Source organism: Kitasatospora sp. NBC_00240, from assembly GCF_026342405.1.
Taxonomy (GTDB): domain Bacteria; phylum Actinomycetota; class Actinomycetes; order Streptomycetales; family Streptomycetaceae; genus Kitasatospora.
This window is the reverse complement of record NZ_JAPEMU010000001.1, coordinates 6,937,894-6,959,622: the sequence shown is the minus strand read 5'-3', so window position 1 is coordinate 6,959,622 and position 21,729 is coordinate 6,937,894. Positions and strand designations below refer to the sequence as shown.

Below are 21,729 nucleotides of genomic sequence, written 5' to 3'. Positions count from 1 at the left end.
GGCACATCTCCGTGTGAGTGTGAACTTACTGGAAATACCACCCATCACGGTGCCAGGATGCGGGCAGCCGTGGATCCCGGAAGTACAGCAGGAAGGCAGACGCCATGAAGGGTGACCCCGAGGTCATCGAGTTCCTCAACGAGCAGCTCACCGCCGAGCTGACCGCCATCAACCAGTACTTCCTGCACGCCAAGATGCAGGAGAACTTCGGCTGGACGAAGCTCGCCAAGTACACCCGGCACGAGTCCTTCGACGAGATGAAGCACGCCGAGATCCTCACCGACCGGATCCTCTTCCTGGACGGGCTCCCGAACTACCAGCGGCTGTTCCACGTCCGGGTCGGCCAGAACGTCAAGGAGATGTTCGACGCGGACCGCCAGGTCGAGGTCGAGGCGATCGACCGCCTGCGGCGCGGGATCGTGGTGATGCGGGCCAAGAACGACGTCACCTCGGCCAACATCTTCGAGTCGATCCTCGCGGACGAGGAGCACCACATCGACTACCTCGACACGCAGCTCGAACTGCTGGAGCGACTCGGCGAGCCGCTCTACCTGTCCCAGCTGATCGAGCAGCCGGAGTCCTAGACCCCGGGAGAGCCGCGGCGGCAACGACGACCGCAGGCGCGGCGCCTCGGTACCCGACGGAGCGCCCCGTACCCGCCCCGCACCCGACGGACCCGCCCGGGCGGGCGGCCGCACGACGGGGTGACCACCGGACGACAGGGTGACTACGCGGCGCGCAGCGGGGCCCGCTCCAGCGGTCGGACGGCCGGCAGCGGGGCCTGCCCGGCAGGAGCCGGCGCGCCCGACGGCTGCCCCGCCTCACCGTCCCGGTCCGCGAGGCCGAGCTTGGCGGCCAGCCGGGCGGTCGGACACGGCCGCGCGCCGTGCTCGCCCAGCAGGGCCTGGATGCGTCGGACGCAGGAGCCGCAGTCCGTGCCCGCCTTGCAGCCCTTGGCGATCTGACGGGGGCTGTTCGCGCCGGCGTCGATGGCCTTCTTCACCTGGTCCTCGGTGACCGCATGACACATGCACACGTACATCGCGGGTCTCTCCCAGGTGGTTCGGGGGCGATCTCGGGGCGGGTCCCGGTGGGATCCGGAAATGATCTAGGAAGGCTTGCCTTAGCTCACTAAGCCTTACCTTACCCGCCGATCCGGGTACGAAAAAGCCCCTCCGGGCTCGGGAATCCCGAAACCGGAGGGGCCTTCGTCACATCACGGGTGTTTCCGCCGGGCCGGGCCCGGCCGTGGTGGGCGCCGGGGCGCCCACCACCGCGGTCAGTGACCGCCCCGGTACATCTCGGCCACCAGGAACGCGAGGTCCAGCGACTGGCTGCGGTTGAGCCGCGGGTCGCAGGCCGTCTCGTAGCGCTGGTGCAGGTCGTCGACCAGCACCTCGTCGCCGCCGCCGACGCACTCGGTGACGTCGTCGCCGGTCAGCTCCACGTGGATGCCGCCCGGGTGGGTGCCGAGCGCGCGGTGCACCTCGAAGAAGCCCTTGACCTCGTCGAGCACGTCGTCGAAGCGGCGGGTCTTGTGGCCGCTGGAGGCCTCGAAGGTGTTGCCGTGCATCGGGTCGCAGATCCACACCGGCTGGGCGCCGGAGGCGGTGACCTTCTCCACCAGGGTGGGCAGGTGATCGCGGACCTTGCCCGCACCCATCCGGGTGATGAAGGTGAGCCGGCCGGGCTCGCGCTCGGGGTCGAGCCGCTCGATCAGGGTGAGCGCGTCCTCGACCGTGGTGGTCGGGCCGAGCTTGACGCCGATCGGGTTGCGGATCTTCGACGCGAACTCGATGTGCGCCCCGTCCAGCTGGCGGGTGCGCTCACCGATCCAGACCATGTGGCCCGACACGTCGTACAGGTCGCCGGTGCGCGAGTCCACGCGGGTCAGCGCGGTCTCGTAGTCGAGCACCAGCGCCTCGTGCGAGGAGAAGAACTCGACGGTCTTGAACTCCTCGGGAGCGACCCCGCAGGCCTGCATGAAGGCCAGCGCGTTGTCGATCTCCTTGGCCAGCTTCTCGTACCGCTGGCCGGACGGGGAGTTGCGCACGAAGTCCTGGTTCCAGGCGTGCACCTGGCGCAGGTCCGCGTAGCCACCGGTGGTGAAGGCGCGGACCAGGTTGAGGGTGGCAGCGGACGCGTTGTACATCCGCTTGAGGCGCTCGGGGTCGGGGATACGGGATTCGGGGGTGAACTCGAAGCCGTTCACCGAGTCGCCCCGGTAGACGGGCAGAGTCACGCCGTCGCGGGTCTCGGTCGACTTGGAGCGCGGCTTGGAGTACTGGCCCGCGATCCGGCCTACCTTGACCACCGGCACGGAGGCGGCGTACGTCAGCACGGCGGCCATCTGCAGCAGGGTCTTGAGCTTGTTGCGGATCTGCTCGGCCGACACGCCGTCGAAGGCCTCGGCGCAGTCGCCGCCCTGCAGCAGGAACGCCTCACCACGCGCCACGGCACCGAGCCGGGCGCGCAGCTGGTCGCACTCGCCTGCGAAGACGAGCGGCGGATACGAGGCGAGGTCCGCAAGAGACTTGCGCAGCGCCTCAGGATCCGGCCATTCAGGCTGCTGCGCCGCGGGCAGGGACTGCCAGGAGTGGAGATTTGTCACGGTCACGTTGCCAAGGCTACGGGGTGTGACAACAGAATTGTGTCCCTTGCCCGATGGATGAGACGCGTCTTGGACATATCCGGGACCGGCTTCACTTCCGTGCCGGATCCGCTACGCTCTGCACCATGAACGCGCCGCACCCCTTCTCGTGGTGGTGGACCATCCCCGAGGTGGCCCACCGATAGCGCGTCCCTGACGACACGACGGCCGCCCCTCGGGGCGGCCTTTCTGCGTACTTCGAGCAGTTCGGCCCTCCCGGAACAGCGGATCCACTAGCGCATCCCGAGCCTTCCCGGAAGGAAGCCGCACCGTGACCAGTCCCACAGAACTGCTCGCCCGCCTGACCGCCCCGGGCGCCCCCGCCTTCGCCCTGCTGCACCGCCGGGCGCCCCGGCTCGCGCCGGACACCGTCGAGGTACTGCTCGGCACGACCGGCTCCTACGAGCTGCTCGCCGACCTGCCGGTACGGCACGGTGTCCCGGCGGACGGCCCGCGGCACGACCTGCTCGCCCTGGTCCCGTACCGCCAGATCCGCGAGCGCGGGTTCGACGCGCACGACGACGGGACCCCGCTGCAGGCGATCTCGGTGGACGAGGAGTACGCCTTCCCGCTGGCCGAGCTCCTGCCGGCGCTGCCGCAGCTGCCGGTCTCGCTGTCCGGCGGCGGCTTCGACATCGACGACGAGCAGTACGCGGAGATCGTCCGCCGGGTGATCGAGGACGAGATCGGACGCGGCGAGGGCGCCAACTTCGTCGTCCGGCGGGACTTCACCGCCACCCTCGACGGCTTCGGCCCGGCCCTCGCGCTGTCGCTGTTCCGCCGGCTGCTGGAGCAGGAACGCGGCGCGTACTGGACCTTCCTGGTGCACACCGGGGAGAGGATCCTGGTCGGCGCCTCCCCCGAGGTGCACGTGCGGCAGTCCGGCGGCACGGTGGTGATGAACCCGATCTCCGGCACCTACCGCTATCCGGCGGGCGGCCCCGGCATCGACTCGCTGCTCGAATTCCTCCAGGACCCCAAGGAGCTGGAGGAGCTCACCATGGTGGTCGACGAGGAACTCAAGATGATGTGCACCGTCGGCGACCTCGGCGGCCAGGTGCTCGGCCCGCGCCTCAAGGAGATGGCCCACCTCGCGCACACCGAGTACGAGCTGCGCGGCCGCACCTCGCTGGACGTCCGCGAGGTGCTCAAGGAGACCATGTTCGCCGCCACCGTGACCGGCAGCCCCGTGCAGAACGCCACCCGCGTGATCAAGCGGTACGAGGCCACCGGGCGCGGCTACTACTCCGGCGCGCTGGCCCTGATCGGCCGCTCCGCCAGCGGCGGCCAGCTGCTGGACTCCCCCATCTGCATCCGCGCCGCCGACATCGACCCGGCCACCGGCGGGCTGGTGGTGCGGGTCGGCGCGACCCTCGTGCGGCACTCCGACCCGCACGGCGAGGTCGCCGAGACGCACGCCAAGGCCGCCGGCGTGCTCACCGCGATCGGTGCCCGCCCCGCCCCCGGGCACCGGCTGCCCCGACCCGGCGGCCCCCGGTTCTCCGACGACCACCGGGTGCAGACCGCGCTGGACGCCCGGCGGGCCGACCTGGCGCCGTTCTGGCTGCGGATGCAGGAGCCGGCCACCGTCACCGAGGCCCTGCCCACCCTGGTCGTGGACGGCGAGGACACCTTCACCTCGATGCTCGCCCACCTGCTGGCCTCGCTCGGCCACCAGGTCTCCGTGCTCCGCTACGACACCCCCGGCCTGCGCGAACGCGTCGCCGCCCACCCCGGCGCCCTGGTGCTCGGCCCCGGTCCCGGCGACCCGGCCGACGCCGCCGACCCCAAGATGGCGGCGCTGCGGCCGATCGTGGCCGACGCCCTGGCCGCCGCCCGGACCGGCACCCGCACCGCGCCGCTGCTCGCCGTCTGCCTCAGCCACCAGCTGCTCTCGGACGCCCTCGGGCTGCCGCTGGCCCGCAAGGCCGTCCCGTACCAGGGCGCCCAGGAGGCGGTGGACCTGTTCGGCGAGCGCCGGACCGTCGGCTTCTACAACACCTTCACCGCCCGCTGCTCGGACGCCGACGCCGCCCGGCTCGCCGCCGAGGGCGTCGAGGTGGCCCGCGACCCGGCCACCGGCGACGTGCACGCCCTGCGCGGTCCCGGCTTCGCCGGCCTGCAGTTCCACCCCGAGTCGGTGCTCACCCGGGACGGCGTCGCCATCGTCGCCGATCTGCTGGCCCGGCCGGGCGTGCGGGGCGCGGCCGGCGTCGCCCTGCTCGGCTGAGCACCCGCCGTGCCCCCGTCCGTCCCGTACCGGCCTTCGCGCACGGTACGGGACGGACGGGTACGGGACGAGGGGGAACCGGGCGCAGCCCCACGGGACGGACGGGTACGGGACGGACGGGTGCGGGACGGACGGGTGCGGGACGGACGGGTGCGGGACGGACGGGCCGTCAGGCCTCGTCGTCGAGGCCCTGCTCGATCGCGTACCGGACCAGCTCGACCCGGTTGTGCAGCTGGAGCTTGCCCAGGGTGTTCTGCACGTGGTTCTGCACGGTCCGGTGCGAGAGCACCAGCCGGTCGGCGATCTGGCGGTACGACAGCCCCTTGGCGACCAGCCGCAGCACCTCGGTCTCCCGCGCGGTGAGCTGCGGGGCGGCGGGCGCGGACGCCTGCGCCGGCTCGGCCGCGAGCCGGCGGAACTCGCCCAGCACCAGCCCGGCCAGGCCGGGGGTGAAGACGGCGTCGCCGACCGCCGTACGGCGCACCGCGTCCAGCAGCTCGTCCCGCCCGGCGGACTTCACCAGGTACCCGGTGGCACCCGACTTCACGGCCTCCAGCACGTCCGCGTGCTCGCCGCTGGCGGACAGCACCAGCACCCGCACCGACGGGTCCTGCCCCACCACCTGACGGCACACCTCGACCCCCGGCAGGCCGGGCAGGTTGAGGTCTAGCACCACCACCTGCGGGCTGCAGGCCCGGGCCCGGCGCACCGCCTCCTCGCCGTCCCCGGCGGTGGCGACCACGTCCAGGCCCGCCTCGGCGAGGTCCCTGGAGACCGCCTCCCGCCACATCGGGTGGTCGTCCACCACCATCACCCGCAGGGCGTCCTGTTCCACCGTCATGCTCCCTCCCTGGGGACCCGCAGTTCGACCTCGACGCCCTCGCCCGGCACCGAGTACAGCTCGGCGGCGCCGCCGAGGTCCAGCAGTCGGCCCCGGATCGACTGCGAGACACCGAGGCGCCCGCTGCGCTCGGCCTCGCCGAGCCGGCCCGCCGCGAAGCCGGGCCCGTCGTCGCGGATGCTGACCGTGACCGCCTCCGGCTCGTCCTCGACCAGGATCCAGGCCCGGGCGCCGGGGCCGGCGTGCCGGTGCACGTTGTCCACGGCCGCGCCGACGGCGGCGGCCAGTTCGGCGGCCACCGGGCCCGGCAGCAGCACCGGGGTGCCCGGGGCGGAGACGGTGACCCGCTCGCCGGCGTACGGGGCGACCAGCGCGCGCAGGTCCTCCTGCTCGGCCGGGCCCTGGTGCGGCAGCGGCCCGCCGGTCATCAGGGCGCGCAGCGCGCGCTCCTGCTCCCCGGCCAGCCGCCCGAGTTCGGCCAGCCCCGGCCCGTTCCCGGCGACCTGCTCGCTGCCCCGGCGCTGGACCAGCGCCAGCACCTGCAGCACGCCGTCGTGGATGTCCCGGGAGAGCCGCTCGCGCTCCCGGGTGGCCGACTCGACCTGCAGGGCCCGGGTGAGCGCGGCCTCACTGGCGCGGGCCAGCTCGATCACGTACCCGATGGCGCAGCCCGCCACCATCAGCAGCACGATGTTGTGGACGTTGTCGCCGGTGAAGCCGCCGTGGCCGAAGATGTTCGCGACGCCGATCAGGGTGCCCGCGAAGGCCGCCGGGCGCCAGCCGCCCTTGGCGGCGAAGCCGAGGACGGTACCGGCCGCCCAGATGGTGGGCAGGGTCGGCGCGCCGGCCTGGATCCGGGCCGGGGCGTCCACCAGGCCGCTCATCACCACGCCGGTCATGGTGAGGGTCAGATCGGTGCCCAGCACGTACCAGGTGCACCGCTGGGGGCCGGCGAAGGCGCGGATCGTCGCAAGCGTCCACAGGGTCAGGGCGCCCAGGTAGATCCAGCCGGCGACCGGGTGCAGGAAGTCGCCGTAGGAGTTGAGGTACCGCAGCAGCGCGTAGCCCAGCGCCAGCACCCGGAAGTACGAGATGGCCCGCCAGAGCGGCAGCTCGACGGACATCCCGCCGGCCGCCAGCGTGCCACCGACACCGGTGAGGCCGGCGAGGCCGCCGGCGACCGGGCCGGCGGCGGGTCGTGCGAGTGCGGTCCCGGTACCCGTACCGCTGCCGCCACCGGCTCCGCCGCCGGGGGTACCGCTGCCGTCCGTCATGAGCCCCTCCCCTGGCGGTGGCGGCTAGGCCTGACCGCTGTCCTTCTCGTCGTCGGCCTTCTGCTCCCGGCCGGTCCCGGCCTCCTGCCCGGCCTGCTCGGCCTGCTCGGCCGCCGCCTGTTCGGCTGCGGCCTTCTCGGCCTTCTCCGCCTCGGCCCGCTCCGCCTTCAGGGCGGCCTGCTCGGCCTTCTGGGCGGCCTTGCGGTCGGCGTCGGTGCGCTTCTTCTCGTCGGCGATCTGCCGCTTCGCGGCGGTCGCGTAGATGTCCACGTACTCCTGGCCGGACAGGCGCATGATCTCGTACATCACCTCGTCCGTCACCGAACGCAGGATGAACCGGTCGTTCTCCATCCCCTGGTAGCGGGAGAAGTCGAGCGGGCGGCCGATCCGGATGCCGGGACGGATGCCGAAGTTGGGGACCACCTGGCCGGGCGGCTGCACCTTCTCGGTGTCGATCATGGCCACCGGGATCACCGGCGCGCCGGTCGCCAGCGCGACCCGGGCCAGGCCGCCGACCTTGCCCCGGTACAGCTTGCCGTCGGGCGAGCGGGTGCCCTCGGGGTAGACGCCGAACAGCTCACCGCGCTCGATCACCGCGACCGCGCTGCGGATCGCCGCCTCGCCGGCGCCGCGGACACCCGAGCGGTCGACCGGGAGCTGGCCGACGCCCTTGAAGAAGGCCGCGGTCAACTTGCCCTTCACCCCGGGGGTGTTGAAGTACTCCGCCTTGGCGATGAAGGTCACCCGGCGCTTCATGAGCGCGGGCAGGAAGAAGGAGTCCGAGAAGGAGAGGTGGTTGCTCGCGATGATCGCGGCACCCTCTTCGGGGATGTTCTCCGCCCCCTCCATCCACGGCCGGAAGAAGATCCGTAGCAATGGCGCGACGATCATCTTCATCAGTCGGTAGAACAACGCCGGGCCTCCTGTTTAGCGGACCGGTCGATCCTAATGCCCAGCGGCCCTCCCCGGTGCCGCCGCCCCGCCCCGGCGGGGTGCGCAGGGCCTCCCGGCGGGGTGTACGAGCCGACCCGGCGCGTGGGACGATGCGGCTCCAGCGCTCCCGCCCGGGCCACCCGCGCGCGGTCGCCGACCCCCGCGAACGCGAAGGAGCCCCCACTCATGCCGCTGCTGCCCGGTGCCGAGCCCTTCCACCACCGGGGCGGCCCGGTCGGCGTCCTGCTCTGCCACGGCTTCACCGGCTCCCCGCAGTCGCTGCGCCCCTGGGCGGACCACCTGGTCGAGGCCGGCCTCACCGTCTCGCTGCCGCTGCTGCCCGGGCACGGCACCCGCTGGCAGGACATGCAGGTCACCCGCTGGGAGGACTGGTACGCCGAGGTCGAACGAGAGTTCCTGGCCCTGAGCGAGAGCTGCGAGCAGGTCTTCGTCCTCGCCCTGTCGATGGGCGGCTCGCTGGCCCTGCGACTGGCGGCCGTGCACGGCCCGGCGGTCGCCGGCGTGGTGCTGGTCAACCCGTCGGTGCGCTCCGACAACCCCGCGAGCGTGCTGCTCCCGGTGCTGCGGCACGTGGTGCCGAGCCTGCCCGGGGTGGCCGACGACATCGCGCTGGAGGGCTCCCACGAGGTCGGCTACGACCGCACCCCGCTGCACGCCGCCTGGTCGCTGTCCCTGCTGTGGAAGGACGTCCAGGCGAAGCTCCCGCAGGTGCGTCAGCCCGTGCTGCTCTTCCACAGCCCGCAGGACCACGTGGTCTCGCCGGCCAACTCGGAACTGGTCCTCGCCCGGATATCCTCGACCGACGTGACGGAGCGACTGTGCGAGCGCAGTTTCCACGTCGCGACGCTGGACCACGACGCGGCGGAAATATTCGGGGCGAGTCTGGACTTCATCCGACGGCTGGCCCCTTCGCTCGCGACGGGTGCCACCCGGGTCGAATCCGACGATCACCAAGGCTGAAGGGCCGGAAGTGCACGAGAGCAGCACGGCGGGCAGCGAGGACGAACCGCCCCGCGAGGACGGTCTGAAGAAGGCTGCCGAGGAGCCGGCGGACGAGCGCCCGGACGCCGGTGACGGCGCCGGGGGGCCTGCCGCCGAGCCCGTCGGCGGCACGGCCGCCGGGGGCGGGGCCGGAGCCGCGGGCGGTACCGGACCCACGGCCGCCGGGGGTGCCGCGGGCACTGCCGCGGGCGCGGCCGAGCCGGGCGCGGCGCCGCCGGCCCGGCGGGTGCCCGAACGCAGCCAGGCCGAGCAGGACGAGATCTTCGCCGCCCTGGTCGCGCAGTTCGACGAACCCGTCGGCCTGAACGCCCCGGACTGGCCCGAGAGCGAGAACCTGCGGGGCAAGGGCGAGTTCAGGAGCGGCCCGGGGAGCGCCGCGACCGACCTCTCCGACCTGGCCCCGCAGCCCCGCCCGCGCCCCTCGCAGCCGGTCGTCCCGGCCGCGGGCCCGCGCGACTACGAGGCCGCCGAGGACCCGGACGAGGGCCACTTCGTGCCGCCGGAGCCCCCGCCGCTCCCCGAGGCCGACGTCACCTCCAAGTTCGCCTGGCTCGCCGTGCTCGGCGGCCCGGCGCTGCTGCTCTTCGACGCCGTGTTCTGGCAGGAGGTGGCCGGCTGGCCGGCCTGGGTCGGCGTCACCGCCTTCCTCGGCGGCTTCGTCACCCTGGTCGTCCGGATGAAGGACCGCGACGAGGACGAGGACGAGGACCCGCACGGCGGCGCGGTCGTCTGACTCCCGCGCGGTCGTCCGTCCGCACGGCGGCGCCCGCCGCGGACGGCCCCCGCGCGGCACCGCCGCCCCACCCGTCCGGGCGCGCGGGCGGGTGGGCCGCCGCCTACGGTGGTAGGGCCGGGTGTCCGCCCGGTTCCGGCTCCTCCGGGAGGCGACGGCCATGCGTGCCACCCCTGTCGTCCGTGCGGTCTCGCTGCTGGCCGGCCTGACACTGGCCACGCTGGCCGGCTGCTCCGCACACTCGATCGAGACCGAGCCCGCGTCGAAGGCCTCCACCGCAGCGGGCTCCACCGCACCGGCCGGATCGACGGCGGCGTCCGGGTCCGCCGGGTTACCGTCCGGACCCTCCGGCGGGAACGGCGGAAACGGCGGGACGGCCGCGCGGGCACAGGTCGGGGACACCCTGGAGCTGCCCGGCAGCGCGTCCGGGTCCCGGATGGCGGTGACCGTGACGCAGGTGGTCGACCCGGCCGCGCCGAACGACCAGTTCTCCACCCCGAGGGCCGGCAACCGGCTGGTGTCCGTGCAGTTCCGCCTGCACAACATCGGGACCGCCGTCTACTCCGACGCCCCCTCCAACGGTGCCCAGGTGATCGACGGCCAGGGCCAGGGGTTCAACGCCGACATCTTCGTCACCACACAGGCCGGGCCGCCCTTCCCCGCCACCGTGAACGTCGCGCCCGGGGACACCGCTCTGGGGTTCATCTCCTTCCAGCTGCCGGCCGGCTCCACCCTCGCAAAGGTCCAGTTCACGCTGGACTCCGGCTTGGCCGACGCCACCGGGCAGTGGCGGGTCGACCCGGCGGCGACGAGCTCGCAGGCGACCACGGCCCCGCAGGCCACCGGCGCCCCGTCGGGTGCCTCCCCGCCCGCCGCCTCGGCCGGCGGCGCAGGCGCACCGGCCGCGGACGCCCGGGCGACCGTCGAGGCGTACTACGCCGCCGTCAACGCCAAGGACTACCCGACCGCCTGGGCGCTGGGCGGCAAGAACCTCAACTCCTCGTACCAGGACTTCAAGGCGGGCTTCGCCTCCACCGCCCGGGACAACCTGACCGTCACGTCGGTGAACGGCCCGGTGGTGGGTGTCGTCCTGGACGCCGTGCAGAACGACGGCGGCCACCGGGTGTTCGCCGGCACCTACACCGTGCGCGGCGGCGTGATCGTGGGCGCGGACATCCACTGAACCGCCCCGCCGCCCCTCCCCCGGACGTGGGCCGGCACCCCGACGGGACCGCTCACGGCCACCCGGTCGGCGCCGGGATCTCCAGCACGGCGAGCACCGGCAGGTGGTCGGTGGCGGCCCGCAGGTCGGCCTCGTCGACCCCGGGCAGGCCGTGCGGGACGCCGCAGGCCAGCACCTGGACGCCGGGCGTCGCGAAGACCGCGTCGATGCGCTGGTAGGGGTTGTCGGGGACGGACGTGAAGGTGCCGCCCCAGGGCGCGGTCGGATGGCCGTCCTGGAGCCGTCCGGCGAGAAGCTGCCAGCCCGGGCCGTCGGGATGCTCGTTGAAGTCGCCGGCGATCACCCCGTGCTCCCCCGGCGCGATCTGCTCCGGCAGCAGCTCGAACTGGGTGTACCGCTCCGAAGGGTCCAGGCTGAGGTGACAGCTGGTGACCGAGAAGGCGGCGCTGTCGCCGGCCCGGAGCAGGGCGGTGGCGAACCCGCGGGCGTGCAGGCCGCGGGTCTTGGGCAGGAGCCGGTCCCGGACGGCGAGGACTTCGAGGCCAGGGCGGCCGAGCAGCAGCGGGCCGGCCGCGATCCGCCCGCCCCCGGCCAGGATCTCGGTACCGGTCCGCCGGGCCAGCCAGGCGGCCTGACCGCCGGGGCGCCAGTAGCGCGGGGACTCCTGGACGCAGACCACGTCGGGCTCGCAGGCCCGGACGACCCGGGCCAGGGCGCGCCGGTCGTCGCGCAGGGAGCGGATGTTGTAGCTGAGCAGGCGTACCCGGTGGCCGCCGTCCGGCCCCGGCCCCGAGGCCGGCAGGGCGGGCGGGGCCGGGCGGGCCCGGGGCGTCCGAAGCGGCGGCGGCCCGGGGCTCCGGGGCTGGTCGGTCACGGTGTCGTCCCCTCCTGCGCCTCGGGCGGTCCACCGGCCACCATAGGCCCGGCACCGGCCGGTGCGGGCCAGGAACGCCGCGACGGGACGGGGACGCGTGTCGGGAACACCGCGCCGGCCGGCAGGAGGCACGCCGGGACGACGGCGGCGGGGCCGTCACGGGCAGCCGGACCGGCAGCGGCGGCCGGCCGGAGAACGCCGCGACGGCGGGGCGGGGGGTGAGGGCCTCCCCGCCCCGCCGTCGGCGAAGCAGTGACCGGGTCGTACGGGCCGACCGGTCGGGTTTTGCGGATCAGACGGTGCGGGCCAGGTCGCCCGCGCCGGCGATGCCGGCGGCCGAACCCATCGACGCCAGCACGACCTCGGCACGCGGGCGGTGGACGCCGCCGGTCAGGTAGCGCTGGAAGGACTTGGCGACCGGGTCGAGCAGCAGCCGGCCGGAGTCGGAGACGCCGCCGCCGAGCACGAAGACGCCCGGGTCGAAGAGGGCGGCCAGGTCGGCCATGCCGCGGCCGAGCCAGTCGGCCAGCTCGTCGTAGCACTCCAGGGCCAGCGGGTCGCCGTCCTCGGCGGCCTCGGTGATGTGGATGCCCCGGATGGTCTCGGCGACGCCGTCGTTGAGCTCCAGCATCCGCTTGCCGCGCACCGGGTCGGCGGCGGACTTCTCGCGGCCGTAGCGGCGCAGCGCGCGGCCGGAGCCGTACTGCTCCCAGCAGCCCTTGCCGCCGCAGCCGCAGAGCAGGCCGTCGGGGACCATGTTGAGGTGGCCGATCTCGCCGGCCACGCCGAACCGGCCGCGGTGCAGGCGGCCGTCCAGGACGATGCCGCCGCCGATGCCGGTACCGACGGTGATCAGCACCATGTCGGAGTGGGCCGCCGCCGCGCCGAACCGGAACTCGGCCCAGGCCGCGCAGTTGGCGTCGTTCTCGACGACCGTCTCCAGGCCGGTGAGCTCCTCGATCCGGGCCTTGAGCGGTTCGTTCTCCCAGTCGATGTTGGGCGCGAAGATCACCGTGGAGCGGTCCCGGTCGACGAAGCCGGGGGCCCCTACGCCCACCGCCGTCACGTCCGGGTGCAGTTCCTTGAGCTCGCGTACTGCCTGTGCGATGGCATCGACCGCCCACTGGGGGTCGGCCGGGGTGGGTACCCGGGTCCGGGCCAGGATCTCGCCTGCCTCGTCGACCACGCCGGCCGCAATCTTGGTACCGCCGACATCGACGCCGATGGTCAGAGCCATGTGTCCCTCAGCTATTCATCTCGTTCCCGCTGGACGGAAAGGTACCGTCCAAACCTGCTCCCGTACACACCGGCGCCTACATTATCCGAAAGCAATCCCGTGGGAACATGGCTGTCCGCTTTCAAAAGTCGTACGTTTCGAATCGCTGCGTCAGCTCCCGTCCGCCCTGAGTAACCATGCCTGACCTGGTGATTCACTCCTTGTCGGACGGTCCGTCAGGCGTGTCGAGGTCAATGTGCTCACTGCGGGCACTGTCCCCGGCCGCCCACCGGCGTTCATGCCCGGAGACAGCGGCCCGATAGGCGGCGAGCAGTTCACCGCCGGCCGCGGAGAGGTGTCCGTAGACCTCGGGGTGCTTCGCACGCAGCGCGCCCGGCAGCTCGGAGAGCGATCCCAGGGAGCCCGGCGAACCGCCCGAGGCGAGCGAACCCAGCGAACCGAGGGCCGCCGCCGCGAACTGCGGCACACCGGCCTCCTCCGCCTTCTCCCCGACGGCCCTGGCGAGCCGCCGGACCTCGTCCACCAGCAGGCCGAGCTCCGGACCGAACGGATGCTCCGGGCCGGCGTCCCGCCGCCCGCCCAGGCCGGGTCCGGCCTCGGGGCCGTCGCTGTCGCCGGGGCGCCCCCGGTCGGCGCTCTCCTCGGCGGGCCGGCCGGTCCGGTCGTCGGCAGTGGTCATCGCGGGCGCCTCCTCAGCTGCGGCCGCACCCGCGGCCGCCTCCCTCGACGCTACCGGAATCCGCCGGTCAGCCCCGGGGCCAGAGCGCCGGGTCAGGGGCGAAGCGCACGGCGAGCACGCCGTCGGCCAGGGCCGCACCCGTGACGGTGCAGCGGCGCAGCGCGGACGGCAGCGCCAGGATCCGACGGTACGCACCGATGCCGACCACCAGCTCGTCGCCGCGCCGGACGAGGTCCAGATCGGCCCGGTCGGCGCCCGGCAGGCCGATCCGCCAGACCAGTAGGCCCTCCTCGGCCAGCCGGTCCTCGACCGTCCACGGCGCGGGGGCGGCGGGGGCCGGGCCCTCGCCGTCGCCGTACAGCTGGTCGGCCAGCTCCTCCAGGGCCACCTCGGGGAGGGCGCCGACCAGCAGCGGCACGTCCAGTTCGGCGGCCAGGGCCTCCAGCAGCTCGCGCTGGCGGCCGGCCAGCGCGGCGAGCCACGGGTCGGGCGAGGAGGTGGCGGCGGCCGGCAGCGCGCGGTGCACGACCACGGCGTCGGGCCGCAGGCCGTGCAGGGCGAGGCCGGCCCTGATCCGGCGCAGCTCGTCCACCGGGTACGCCTCGGCCTCGACCACCAGGCGCACCGAGGTACCGGGCGCGGTGATCGCGGCCCGGGCGTCGGCCAGCGCGGCGACGGCCTTGGTCCGGGCCTCGTAGAGCCACTCGGCGGGCATCGGGACCCCGGCCACCGCGGCCAGCAGCGGGCGCAGCGCCCGAGCGGCCTGGCGCTGCTCCGGGAGCAGCCGGGCGAGGTAGCGCTCCAGCTGCTCGGGCAGGGCGAGCGCGGCGGTGAGTTCGGCGGGCCGCGGGGCGAGGACGACCAGCACCTCGGCGTCGGCGGTGTGCAGGGCCCGCAGCATGGCCAGCCGGGAGGTGCCGGGGAGGGCGGTCAGCTCCTCGGGGTCCAGCGGGTCGGCGCCGAGCAGGTCCAGGGCGGGCTTCAGCCGGTCGCCGACCGCGCCGAGGGCCTGCCGGAAGACGGCCTGCTCGTCGATCCGCGCGACCCGAAGCCCGGGGGCGTACTCGACGGGCTGCGCGCTCAGGCGGGTGCCGAGCAGGGAGTCCAGGGTGCGGTGCGGGTCGTCGGCGGCGAGCAGCAGGGTGCGGTGCCCCCGCCGGGCCGCGTGCAGGGCGGTGGCGGCGGCGACGGTGGCCGTCCCGCCGTCGCCGCTGACCAGGACGGTGCGGGCCGGGGCCGGGCGGCCGGCGCCGGCGGGGGTCGCGTCGGAGCTGTTCGCCGTCATCGCCGGTGGTCCGCCGTCAGCCCTCGACGCGCTTCTTCAGACCGGCGAGCGCACGGTCGATGATGACCTTCTCGGCCTTGCGCTTGATCATGCCGAGCATCGGGATCTTGACGTCGACGGCGAGCTGGTAGGTCACCTCGGTGCCGCCGCTCTTCAGCGGGGCCAGGGTGTAGGAGCCGTCCAGGGTGCGGAGCATCTGGCTCTTGACCAGGGTCCAGCCGACCTCGCGGTCGCCGTCCCAGGTGTAGGCGAGCACGTGCTCGTCGCGGATGGCGCCGGCGTCGAGCAGCAGGCGGACCTGGGCGCCCCGGCCGGTGCCGTCGGTCTCCAGCACCTCGATCTCCTTGACCTCGCCCGTCCAGGCCGGGTAGGCGGCGAAGTCGGCGATCACGGCCATGACCTCGGCCGGGGTTGCCTCGATGGTGATGCTCGCCCTGGTGTGCTCCGCCATTGGAATGGCCCTCCGCGTGATCCCGTGCGTGCCGGTCGGCTGTGCGCCGAGGGCAGGCTATCGCGATCGGCATGGCGCTCGGCCCACGGCCCGTCAGGTGGGTCCGGGGGCTACCGGCAGGTCACCCCGGCGCTGCCGTAGGGTGCCATTCGAACGATCCCGTCCCGGCCGGGCCGGGCGAGGCCCAGGTGTGACGCTTCGAACACCGGAGCCGACCCCCCTGGCCGAACCCACCTACTGGGCAGTAACGTCCTGGCGTCCCGCAGCGTCGCGAACGAGGAGCAGTCTTGCTCGACTTCAGCCTTCCGGCCCTCTACCAGGTACCGAGCGGCGGTAACCTCTCCGACCTGGTGCACCAGAACGCCGAGCGGCACCCCGATGTCGCGGTGCTCAGCCGAAAGGCCGACGGGCAGTGGAGCGACGTGACCGCCGCACAGTTCCTGGCCGAGGTGCACTCCGCCGCCAAGGGCCTCATCGCGGCCGGCATCGTCCCCGGTGACCGGGTGGGCGTCATGTCGCGGACCCGCTACGAGTGGACGCTGCTGGACTTCGCGATCTGGTCGGCCGGCGCGATCACCGTCCCGGTGTACGAGACCTCCTCCGCCGAGCAGGTCGAGTGGATCCTCGGCGACTCCGGGGCCGTCGCGGTGGTGACCGAGACCGACTCCCACGCCGCCGTGGTCGAGCAGGTCCGGGAGCGGCTGCCGGAGCTGCGGCAGACCTGGCAGATCGAGCGGGGCGCGCTGGCCGCGCTCGCCGTGGCCGGGGCCAAGGTCACCGACGCGACGGTGACCGAGCGCCGGTCGGTGCCGACCGCCGACACGATCGCCACCATCGTCTACACCTCGGGCACCACCGGGCGCCCGAAGGGCTGTCAGCTCACCCACGGCAACTTCCTGTCCGAGCTGGGCAACGTGACGGCCCGCCTGGAGCCGCTGTTCCGGACCGGCGAGAGCTCGGTGCTGCTGTTCCTGCCGCTCGCCCACGTGCTGGGCCGGATCGCCGAGATCGCCGCCGCGATCGCCCCGATCAAGCTCGGCCACGTCTCGGACATCAAGGACGTCACCGCCGAGCTGGCCTCGTTCCGGCCGACGCTGATCCTCGGCGTGCCCCGGGTCTTCGAGAAGGTCTACAACACCGCCCGGGCCAAGGCCCAGGCGGACGGCAAGGGCAAGATCTTCGACCGGGCCGCCGACACGGCCATCGCGTACAGCCGGGCGCTGGACCAGGGCGGCGCGGGCCTGGGCCTGAGACTGAAGCACAAGCTCTTCGACAAGCTGGTGTACAGCAAGCTGCGCGCGGCGCTCGGCGGCCGGGCCACCCACGCGATCTCCGGCGGGGCCCCGCTGGGCGAGCGCCTGGGCCACTTCTACCGGGGCATCGGCTTCACCGTGCTGGAAGGCTACGGCCTCACCGAGACCTGCGCGGCCACCGCCTTCAACCCGCACGACAAGCCGAAGATCGGCACCGTCGGCCAGCCGCTGCCGGGCTCCGCCGTGCGGATCGCCGAGGACGGCGAGGTGCTGCTCAAGGGCCCGCAGGTCTTCACCGGGTACTGGAACAACCCGCAGGCCACCGCCGAGGCGCTGCGGGACGGCTGGTTCGCCACCGGTGACCTGGGCACCCTCGACGACGAGGGCTACCTGTCGATCACCGGGCGCAAGAAGGAGATCATCGTCACCGCCGGCGGCAAGAACGTCGCCCCCGCGGTGATCGAGGACCGGATCCGCGCCCACGCGCTGGTCGGCGAGGTCATGGTGGTCGGCGACCGCCGGGCGTTCATCGCCTGCCTGATCACCGTGGACGAGGACTTCTTCCCCCGCTGGAAGGAGGTCAACGGCAAGCCGGCCACCGCCACCGTCGCCGAACTGCGCGAGGACGCGGACCTGCTGGCCGCCCTGCAGTCCGCGGTGGACGACGGCAACGCCGCCGTCTCGCACGCCGAGGCGGTGAAGAAGTTCCGGGTGCTGGACACCGTCTTCTCCGAGGCCGGCGGCCACCTCACCCCCTCGCTCAAGCTCAAGCGCAACCTGGTGCTGAAGGACTTCGCGGCGGACGTGGAGGCGCTCTACCAGCGCTGAGCACCCCGCCGCCGCACGCGTACGGCCCGCCAGGTCCAGGTGACCCGGCGGGCCGTACGCGTGCGGCGGCGGCGTCCCCTCCCCCGGCCGGGCCGCGGCCGTCCCCCGGCCGGCCGACCCGCCGCCGGGAGGCCGCGGGGAGGCCGCCGCCGGGCCCCCGCCGCTCAGGAGGCCAGCAACGAGGTCAACCGTCCGGCCAGCAGGTCCCAGCGCCAGGAGCGGTCGACCCAGCGGCGGCCGGCCTCGCCCAGGCTGCGGCGCAGCTCCTCGTCGTTCAGCAGCCGCACGATCCGCTCCGCCACGTCCGGCGCCGAGCGGCCGGGAACCACGTACCCCGTCTCGCCCTCCAGGACGGCGTCCGGGGCGCCGCCGGAGTCGCCGGCCACCACCGGCAGGCCGGTCGCCGAGGCCTCCAGGTAGACGATGCCGAGGCCCTCGACGTCCAGCCCGCCGCGCCGGGTGCGGCAGGGCATCGCGAAGACGTCCCCGGCGCCGTAGTGCGCGGGCAGCTGTGACCAGGGCACGGCGCCGGTGAACCGCACCGAGGCGCGTACGCCCCGGGCGTCGACCAGCCGCTCCAGGTCCTTCCGGTAGGGGCCGTCGCCGACGATCAGCAGCACGGCGTCCGGCACGTCCGCGAGGATCTGCGGCATCGCCTCGATCAGGGTGTCCTGCCCCTTGCGCGGCACCAGCCGCGAGACGCAGACCACCACCGGGCGGTCGGCCAGGCCCAGTTCGCGGCGCAGCTCGGCGCCGCCGGAGTCCGGGTGGAAGGTCTGCTCGTCCACGCCCGGCGGCAGCTGCACCATCCGGGCGGCGGCCTCCGGGCCGACCGCGGCGGCGATCCGGGAGCGGGTGTACTCGCCGAGGTAGGTCAGGGTGTCGGTGCCGGCGCCGATCCGGCGCAGCAGCTGCCGGGAGCCGGGCAGCTGGGCCCAGGCCGCCTCGTGCCCATGGGTCATCCCGAGCAGGCGTCCGGCGCCGGCGCGGCGCAGCGCGGGCGCCATCAGGCCGAGCGGGGCGGCCGCGCCGAACCAGACCGAGTCGCAGTTCTCCGCCTTGAGGATCTCGGCGGCCCGGCGGGTGACCCGGGGTGTGGGAACCATCACCTTCGTCCGGTCGCGGATCACCTCGAAGGGCTGCTCGGCGTCGAACCGGGCGCACTCCTCGCCGTCCCGCCAGGTGGAGGCGTAGACCACCACGCTCCCGGCGGGCTGACGCACCGCCATGTTGTGGACGAACGCCTGGATACCGCCGGGCCTCGGCGGGAAGTCGTTGGTGACGATCAAGGTCTTGTGCATCGGGCCACGGCTCGCTCGGTCGGGGGGTGCTCGGTGTACCGCTCGGTGATCCGTACGATAGGTCACCACCACGACCCGCCGGGAACGGAACCGCGTACGGCAACCGTTTCCCCCCCGGGTCCGTCCTAGGTACAGGTGGGCCCCGGTCGGCTGGTTCCAGCGCCGGCCGCAGGTGCCCCGGCGTCGGCGCGGCGCCTGCGGCGGGACCTGGAGACGAACGCGAGACGAACGAGGGAGCGCAGTGGAGTTGGCCCCGGCCGGTACGCCCGGCAGATCCGGCAGCGCCGACGGCGCCGAGGCCGCGCCCGCCGCGACCCCCCAGGCCCCCGGGCGGCCGCGACCGGCCGGCGGGGCACTGTGGGCACTGGGGGCGGGCTGGCTGGCCTCCCGGGCTCTGCTGCTGCTGATGGTCACCGGCGTGCTCAGGCTGGGCGGGGACATCACCGCGGACGTCTCGGTGATCTACCACGGCTGGTACGGCGTGCTGCAGACCGGGACCTTCCCGCTGGACGACGTGACCTGGCAGTACCCGCCCGGCGCCGCCCTGGTGATCATGCTCCCGGGCCTGCTGCCCTGGTCCTACCTGGTCTCCTTCTGGGTGATCTGCGGTGTGGTGGACGCCCTCTCGATGGGCCTGCTGATGCGCGCGGGCGTGCGGCCCGGCCGCAGCTACAGCGGCGCCTGGGTCTGGGTGGCCGGCGTGCCGCTGCTCGGCCCGATGATCTACAACCGGTACGACCTGCTGGTCACCGCGCTGGCGGTGGCCGGGCTGCTGGCCCTGCTGCGGCGCCCGGCGATCGGCGGGCTGCTGCTGGGCCTGGGCGGCATCATCAAGGTCTGGCCGCTGCTGGCCCTGATCGGCACCCCGGCCGGCCGGCGCACCCGGCGCTCCTGGACCTCGGCGGCGGCCACCGCGGGCAGCCTCGGCTTCCTGCTGGCGGCCGGCATGAACGGCGCCTTCGAGTTCCTGAAGTTCCAGAAGGACCGCGGTATCGAGGTGGAGTCGCTGGGCGCGATGCCGCTGCACTTCGCGCGGATGGCCGGGACCTGGGACGGCCAGGTGAAGATGAACTACGGCTCCACCGAGATGCTCGGGCCCTGGGTCGACGTCATCTCCAAGGTGATGGTGGCCGGCACCCTGGCCGGCTTCGCCTGGCTGCTGTTCTGGCGGCTCACCGCGAAGCGCCGCACCGCGGCCACCACGTACGACGCGGCGCTCGCCGCGCTGCTGGTGTTCACCGTGACCAGCCGGGTGATCAGCCCGCAGTACATGGTCTGGCTGGTGGGTGTGGCCGCGGTCTGTCTGAGCGTCCGCGCGACCAGCCAGCGCCCGGTGGCGGTGCTGGTGCTGCTCGCCACCCCGCTGACCATGCTGGAGTTCCCGCTGCTGTTCGGCCAGGTCACCGCCAGCCACACCTGGGGCGTCGTCGTCCTGGGGCTGCGCAACCTGCTGCTGCTGGTGGCCGCCGTGCTGTCCTGCGTGCGCCTGTGGCGCTCCAGCCGGACCCCGGCCACCCTGGCCCCCACCGTGGTGCTGCCGGCCCCGCTGGAGCTGACCGCCAACCCGGCCTACCCCGTACGCCCGGGCATCGCCTACGAGCAGGACCTGCTGGACGGCATCGACCGTCCGCACGCCGGCGCCGAGCGCTGACCGGCCGGCCCTCGGGCGCTCCCGCGGCTCCGGGCCCGGTGTGCCCGGCCGACGGCTCCACGCCGCCTCAGCCGGTGCCGGAGAGCCGGGTGCGTATCTCGTCCCTCCAGCGCGCCGTGAAGTCGTCCAGCCCGGTGCCCAGCTCCGTCCGCAGCACCTGGTCGAGCCGTGCCTCGCGGTCCGGGCCGGGGCCCGCCGCGGCCACCGCCCGGTAGAAGGCGACCAGCCGCTGCGGCCCGTACCGGGCGGCGATCAGGTCGCAGGCCAGCCAGGACAGCTCGTACGCCTGGGCGATGCCCGCCGCCCCGGCGGTGAAGTCCGCGTCGGCGGGCAGTGCGGCGGGCACCCGCCCGGCGGCGACGTCGCGGGCGAGTTCGGGGGCGATCTGCCGGGCGGTGCGGCCGGTGCCCAGGTAGCCGGTCCAGTCCGCGGCGCCCTCGGAGAGCCAGAGCGGGGTCCAGGGCCGGGTGTCGGCCCGGGTGGCGACGTGGGTGGCCTCGTGGGTGGTGACGACCTGCCGGCCGAGCTCGCTCAGCCTGGTGTACGCCTCGGGGTTGACCAGGACGCGGTCGGCCGGGGTGTGCGAGGGGGCGCCGGCCGCGGCGGTGGTGACGGCCGCCATGTCCGCCCAGTCGGCCGGCGGGACGTCCAGCAGCCGGGCGAACTGCTCCTGCCCGGCCGGCAGCTCCAGCAGCAGCCGGCCGGCCCAGTCCCCGCCCCAGACCGCGCCGACCGCCGAAACCGCCCGGTCGGCGACCTCCACCAGTGCGGCCGGCCGGACGGCGCCGCCGGACGTGGCCAGCACCAGGCAGTGCGCGCCGGCGGCGGCCTCGACGGCGCCCAGGTCCCAGAGCGGCACGGCGCCGCCGTCCGGCTCCTCCCGCCCGACCCGCCAGGCGCCGGCCTCCCCGGCCAGCTCCAGCCGCCGGGAGAACAACGCGGGGTACTCGTCGTAGCCGGCGATCCGGACCGCCAGCTCGGCCCGTGCGGTCACCCGGCCGGCGGCGTCCGGCGGGCCGGTGGAGGTGACCCGGTAGGCCAGTGCGGCCAGCGGTACGGCGGCGGTCCTGGCCAGCAGCTCAGCGGCGGCCGGGCGGCCGGCCGTGGTGCTGCCCGCGGCGGCGGCCGCCGGGTCGTGGGTACGCACCGCGTCGGCACGGGCGGCGAGCAGCGCCGACAGCTCGGCGGCGCCGGGACCCCGCGCCGCGGCGGGGCGGGCGGCGGTGGCGGGCGGCAGCGAGAGCTGGGCCAGGCCGCCGGCGGCCAGCAGCAGCGCACCGCGCCGGGACAGCACACGGCGACC

At 74.2% G+C, this 21,729-nt stretch carries 19 protein-coding genes; 7 read left to right on the top strand and 12 right to left on the bottom strand.

Annotated elements, in window-relative coordinates; genetic code table 11:
- Positions 1-104: 104 nt before the first annotated feature.
- Entirely contained in the window at positions 105-584 is a 480-nt protein-coding gene (gene bfr, locus OG689_RS29790) for a bacterioferritin (protein WP_266323944.1), read from the top strand.
- A gap of 143 nt (positions 585-727) precedes the next feature.
- Here the strand turns inward: bfr and OG689_RS29785 are convergent, their stop codons facing one another.
- Together OG689_RS29785 and OG689_RS29780 are read right to left on the bottom strand one after the other, a co-directional pair.
- Entirely contained in the window at positions 728-1,042 is a 315-nt protein-coding gene (locus OG689_RS29785; RefSeq protein ID WP_266323943.1) for a (2Fe-2S)-binding protein, read from the bottom strand.
- A 237-nt stretch (positions 1,043-1,279) separates the two neighbouring features.
- Positions 1,280-2,617, bottom strand: coding sequence for a class II 3-deoxy-7-phosphoheptulonate synthase (locus tag OG689_RS29780; protein ID WP_266323942.1), 1,338 nt, complete (start codon positions 2,615-2,617; stop codon positions 1,280-1,282).
- 304 nt (positions 2,618-2,921) lie between these two features.
- Here OG689_RS29780 and OG689_RS29775 point away from each other — a divergent pair, with 304 nt between their 5' ends.
- Positions 2,922-4,880, top strand: a complete 1,959-nt coding sequence (locus tag OG689_RS29775) for an anthranilate synthase family protein (RefSeq protein ID WP_266323941.1) — start codon at positions 2,922-2,924, stop codon at positions 4,878-4,880.
- A 169-nt stretch (positions 4,881-5,049) separates the two neighbouring features.
- Here the strand turns inward: OG689_RS29775 and OG689_RS29770 are convergent, their stop codons facing one another.
- The 3 genes from OG689_RS29770 to OG689_RS29760 all read right to left on the bottom strand — a co-directional run bounded on the left by OG689_RS29770 (position 5,050) and on the right by OG689_RS29760 (position 7,892).
- Positions 5,050-5,721 carry a response regulator transcription factor gene (locus OG689_RS29770; RefSeq protein WP_073923301.1) on the bottom strand — a complete coding sequence of 224 codons (672 nt, stop codon included), beginning with the start codon at positions 5,719-5,721 and terminating at the stop codon, positions 5,050-5,052.
- Entirely contained in the window at positions 5,718-6,845 is a 1,128-nt protein-coding gene (locus OG689_RS29765; RefSeq protein ID WP_266327513.1) for a MacS family sensor histidine kinase, read from the bottom strand. The genes OG689_RS29770 and OG689_RS29765 overlap by 4 nt, the downstream gene beginning before the upstream one ends.
- 174 nt (positions 6,846-7,019) lie before the next feature.
- Positions 7,020-7,892 carry a lysophospholipid acyltransferase family protein gene (locus tag OG689_RS29760; RefSeq protein ID WP_266327511.1) on the bottom strand — a complete coding sequence of 291 codons (873 nt, stop codon included), beginning with the start codon at positions 7,890-7,892 and terminating at the stop codon, positions 7,020-7,022.
- 222 nt (positions 7,893-8,114) lie between these two features.
- Here OG689_RS29760 and OG689_RS29755 point away from each other — a divergent pair, with 222 nt between their 5' ends.
- The 3 genes from OG689_RS29755 to OG689_RS29745 all read left to right on the top strand — a co-directional run bounded on the left by OG689_RS29755 (position 8,115) and on the right by OG689_RS29745 (position 10,867).
- Positions 8,115-8,909 (top strand): alpha/beta fold hydrolase, encoded by a 795-nt coding sequence (locus OG689_RS29755; RefSeq protein ID WP_266323940.1) that lies wholly within the window; start codon positions 8,115-8,117, stop codon positions 8,907-8,909.
- A gap of 10 nt (positions 8,910-8,919) precedes the next feature.
- Positions 8,920-9,684, top strand: a complete 765-nt coding sequence (locus OG689_RS29750; RefSeq protein WP_266323939.1) for a hypothetical protein — start codon at positions 8,920-8,922, stop codon at positions 9,682-9,684.
- Between the two features lie 160 nt (positions 9,685-9,844).
- Positions 9,845-10,867: a DUF4352 domain-containing protein gene (locus OG689_RS29745; RefSeq protein ID WP_266323938.1), complete on the top strand. Its 1,023-nt coding sequence runs from the start codon at positions 9,845-9,847 to the stop codon at positions 10,865-10,867.
- Between the two features lie 52 nt (positions 10,868-10,919).
- Here OG689_RS29745 and OG689_RS29740 read toward each other — a convergent pair whose 3' ends face one another.
- From OG689_RS29740 to OG689_RS29720, 5 genes are all read right to left on the bottom strand, one after another.
- Entirely contained in the window at positions 10,920-11,669 is a 750-nt protein-coding gene (locus OG689_RS29740) for an endonuclease/exonuclease/phosphatase family protein (RefSeq protein ID WP_266327509.1), read from the bottom strand.
- A 364-nt stretch (positions 11,670-12,033) separates the two neighbouring features.
- On the bottom strand, positions 12,034-12,978 hold the full coding sequence (locus OG689_RS29735) for an ROK family glucokinase (RefSeq protein WP_266323937.1): 945 nt from the start codon (positions 12,976-12,978) through the stop codon (positions 12,034-12,036).
- Positions 12,979-13,171: 193 nt separating this feature from the next.
- A complete protein-coding gene (locus OG689_RS29730) occupies positions 13,172-13,657 on the bottom strand; it encodes a DUF5304 family protein (RefSeq protein WP_266323936.1) in 486 nt (161 codons plus the stop codon).
- 67 nt (positions 13,658-13,724) lie between these two features.
- Entirely contained in the window at positions 13,725-14,942 is a 1,218-nt protein-coding gene (locus tag OG689_RS29725) for an ArsA-related P-loop ATPase (protein WP_266323935.1), read from the bottom strand.
- 16 nt (positions 14,943-14,958) lie between these two features.
- Positions 14,959-15,393, bottom strand: a complete 435-nt coding sequence (locus OG689_RS29720; protein WP_191291657.1) for an SRPBCC family protein — start codon at positions 15,391-15,393, stop codon at positions 14,959-14,961.
- A gap of 287 nt (positions 15,394-15,680) precedes the next feature.
- Here OG689_RS29720 and OG689_RS29715 point away from each other — a divergent pair, with 287 nt between their 5' ends.
- On the top strand, positions 15,681-17,474 hold the full coding sequence (locus tag OG689_RS29715) for a long-chain fatty acid--CoA ligase (protein WP_266323934.1): 1,794 nt from the start codon (positions 15,681-15,683) through the stop codon (positions 17,472-17,474).
- A gap of 164 nt (positions 17,475-17,638) precedes the next feature.
- Here OG689_RS29715 and OG689_RS29710 read toward each other — a convergent pair whose 3' ends face one another.
- A complete protein-coding gene (locus tag OG689_RS29710) occupies positions 17,639-18,775 on the bottom strand; it encodes a glycosyltransferase family 4 protein (RefSeq protein WP_266323933.1) in 1,137 nt (378 codons plus the stop codon).
- 241 nt (positions 18,776-19,016) lie between these two features.
- Here OG689_RS29710 and OG689_RS29705 point away from each other — a divergent pair, with 241 nt between their 5' ends.
- A complete protein-coding gene (locus OG689_RS29705; RefSeq protein WP_266323932.1) occupies positions 19,017-20,426 on the top strand; it encodes a glycosyltransferase 87 family protein in 1,410 nt (469 codons plus the stop codon).
- Between the two features lie 67 nt (positions 20,427-20,493).
- Here OG689_RS29705 and OG689_RS29700 read toward each other — a convergent pair whose 3' ends face one another.
- The gene (locus OG689_RS29700; RefSeq protein WP_266323931.1) at positions 20,494-21,720 is read right to left on the bottom strand and encodes a hypothetical protein; all 1,227 of its coding nucleotides are present in this window, start codon (positions 21,718-21,720) and stop codon (positions 20,494-20,496) included.
- Positions 21,721-21,729: the final 9 nt, after the last annotated feature.

Excerpts from the sequence above, each read along its gene's own strand:
- bfr (WP_266323944.1), top strand. The coding sequence starts at position 105 with ATGAAGGGTGACCCCGAGGTCATCGAGTTCCTCAACGAGCAGCTCACC.
- OG689_RS29785 (WP_266323943.1), bottom strand. The coding sequence starts at position 1,042 with ATGTACGTGTGCATGTGTCATGCGGTCACCGAGGACCAGGTGAAGAAG.
- OG689_RS29770 (WP_073923301.1), bottom strand. The coding sequence starts at position 5,721 with ATGACGGTGGAACAGGACGCCCTGCGGGTGATGGTGGTGGACGACCAC.
- OG689_RS29765 (WP_266327513.1), bottom strand. The coding sequence starts at position 6,845 with ATGTCCGTCGAGCTGCCGCTCTGGCGGGCCATCTCGTACTTCCGGGTG.
- OG689_RS29760 (WP_266327511.1), bottom strand. The coding sequence starts at position 7,892 with ATGAAGATGATCGTCGCGCCATTGCTACGGATCTTCTTCCGGCCGTGG.
- OG689_RS29755 (WP_266323940.1), top strand. The coding sequence starts at position 8,115 with ATGCCGCTGCTGCCCGGTGCCGAGCCCTTCCACCACCGGGGCGGCCCG.
- OG689_RS29745 (WP_266323938.1), top strand. The coding sequence starts at position 9,845 with ATGCGTGCCACCCCTGTCGTCCGTGCGGTCTCGCTGCTGGCCGGCCTG.
- OG689_RS29735 (WP_266323937.1), bottom strand. The coding sequence starts at position 12,978 with ATGGCTCTGACCATCGGCGTCGATGTCGGCGGTACCAAGATTGCGGCC.
- OG689_RS29730 (WP_266323936.1), bottom strand. The coding sequence starts at position 13,657 with ATGACCACTGCCGACGACCGGACCGGCCGGCCCGCCGAGGAGAGCGCC.
- OG689_RS29725 (WP_266323935.1), bottom strand. The coding sequence starts at position 14,942 with ATGACGGCGAACAGCTCCGACGCGACCCCCGCCGGCGCCGGCCGCCCG.
- OG689_RS29720 (WP_191291657.1), bottom strand. The coding sequence starts at position 15,393 with ATGGCGGAGCACACCAGGGCGAGCATCACCATCGAGGCAACCCCGGCC.
- OG689_RS29710 (WP_266323933.1), bottom strand. The coding sequence starts at position 18,775 with ATGCACAAGACCTTGATCGTCACCAACGACTTCCCGCCGAGGCCCGGC.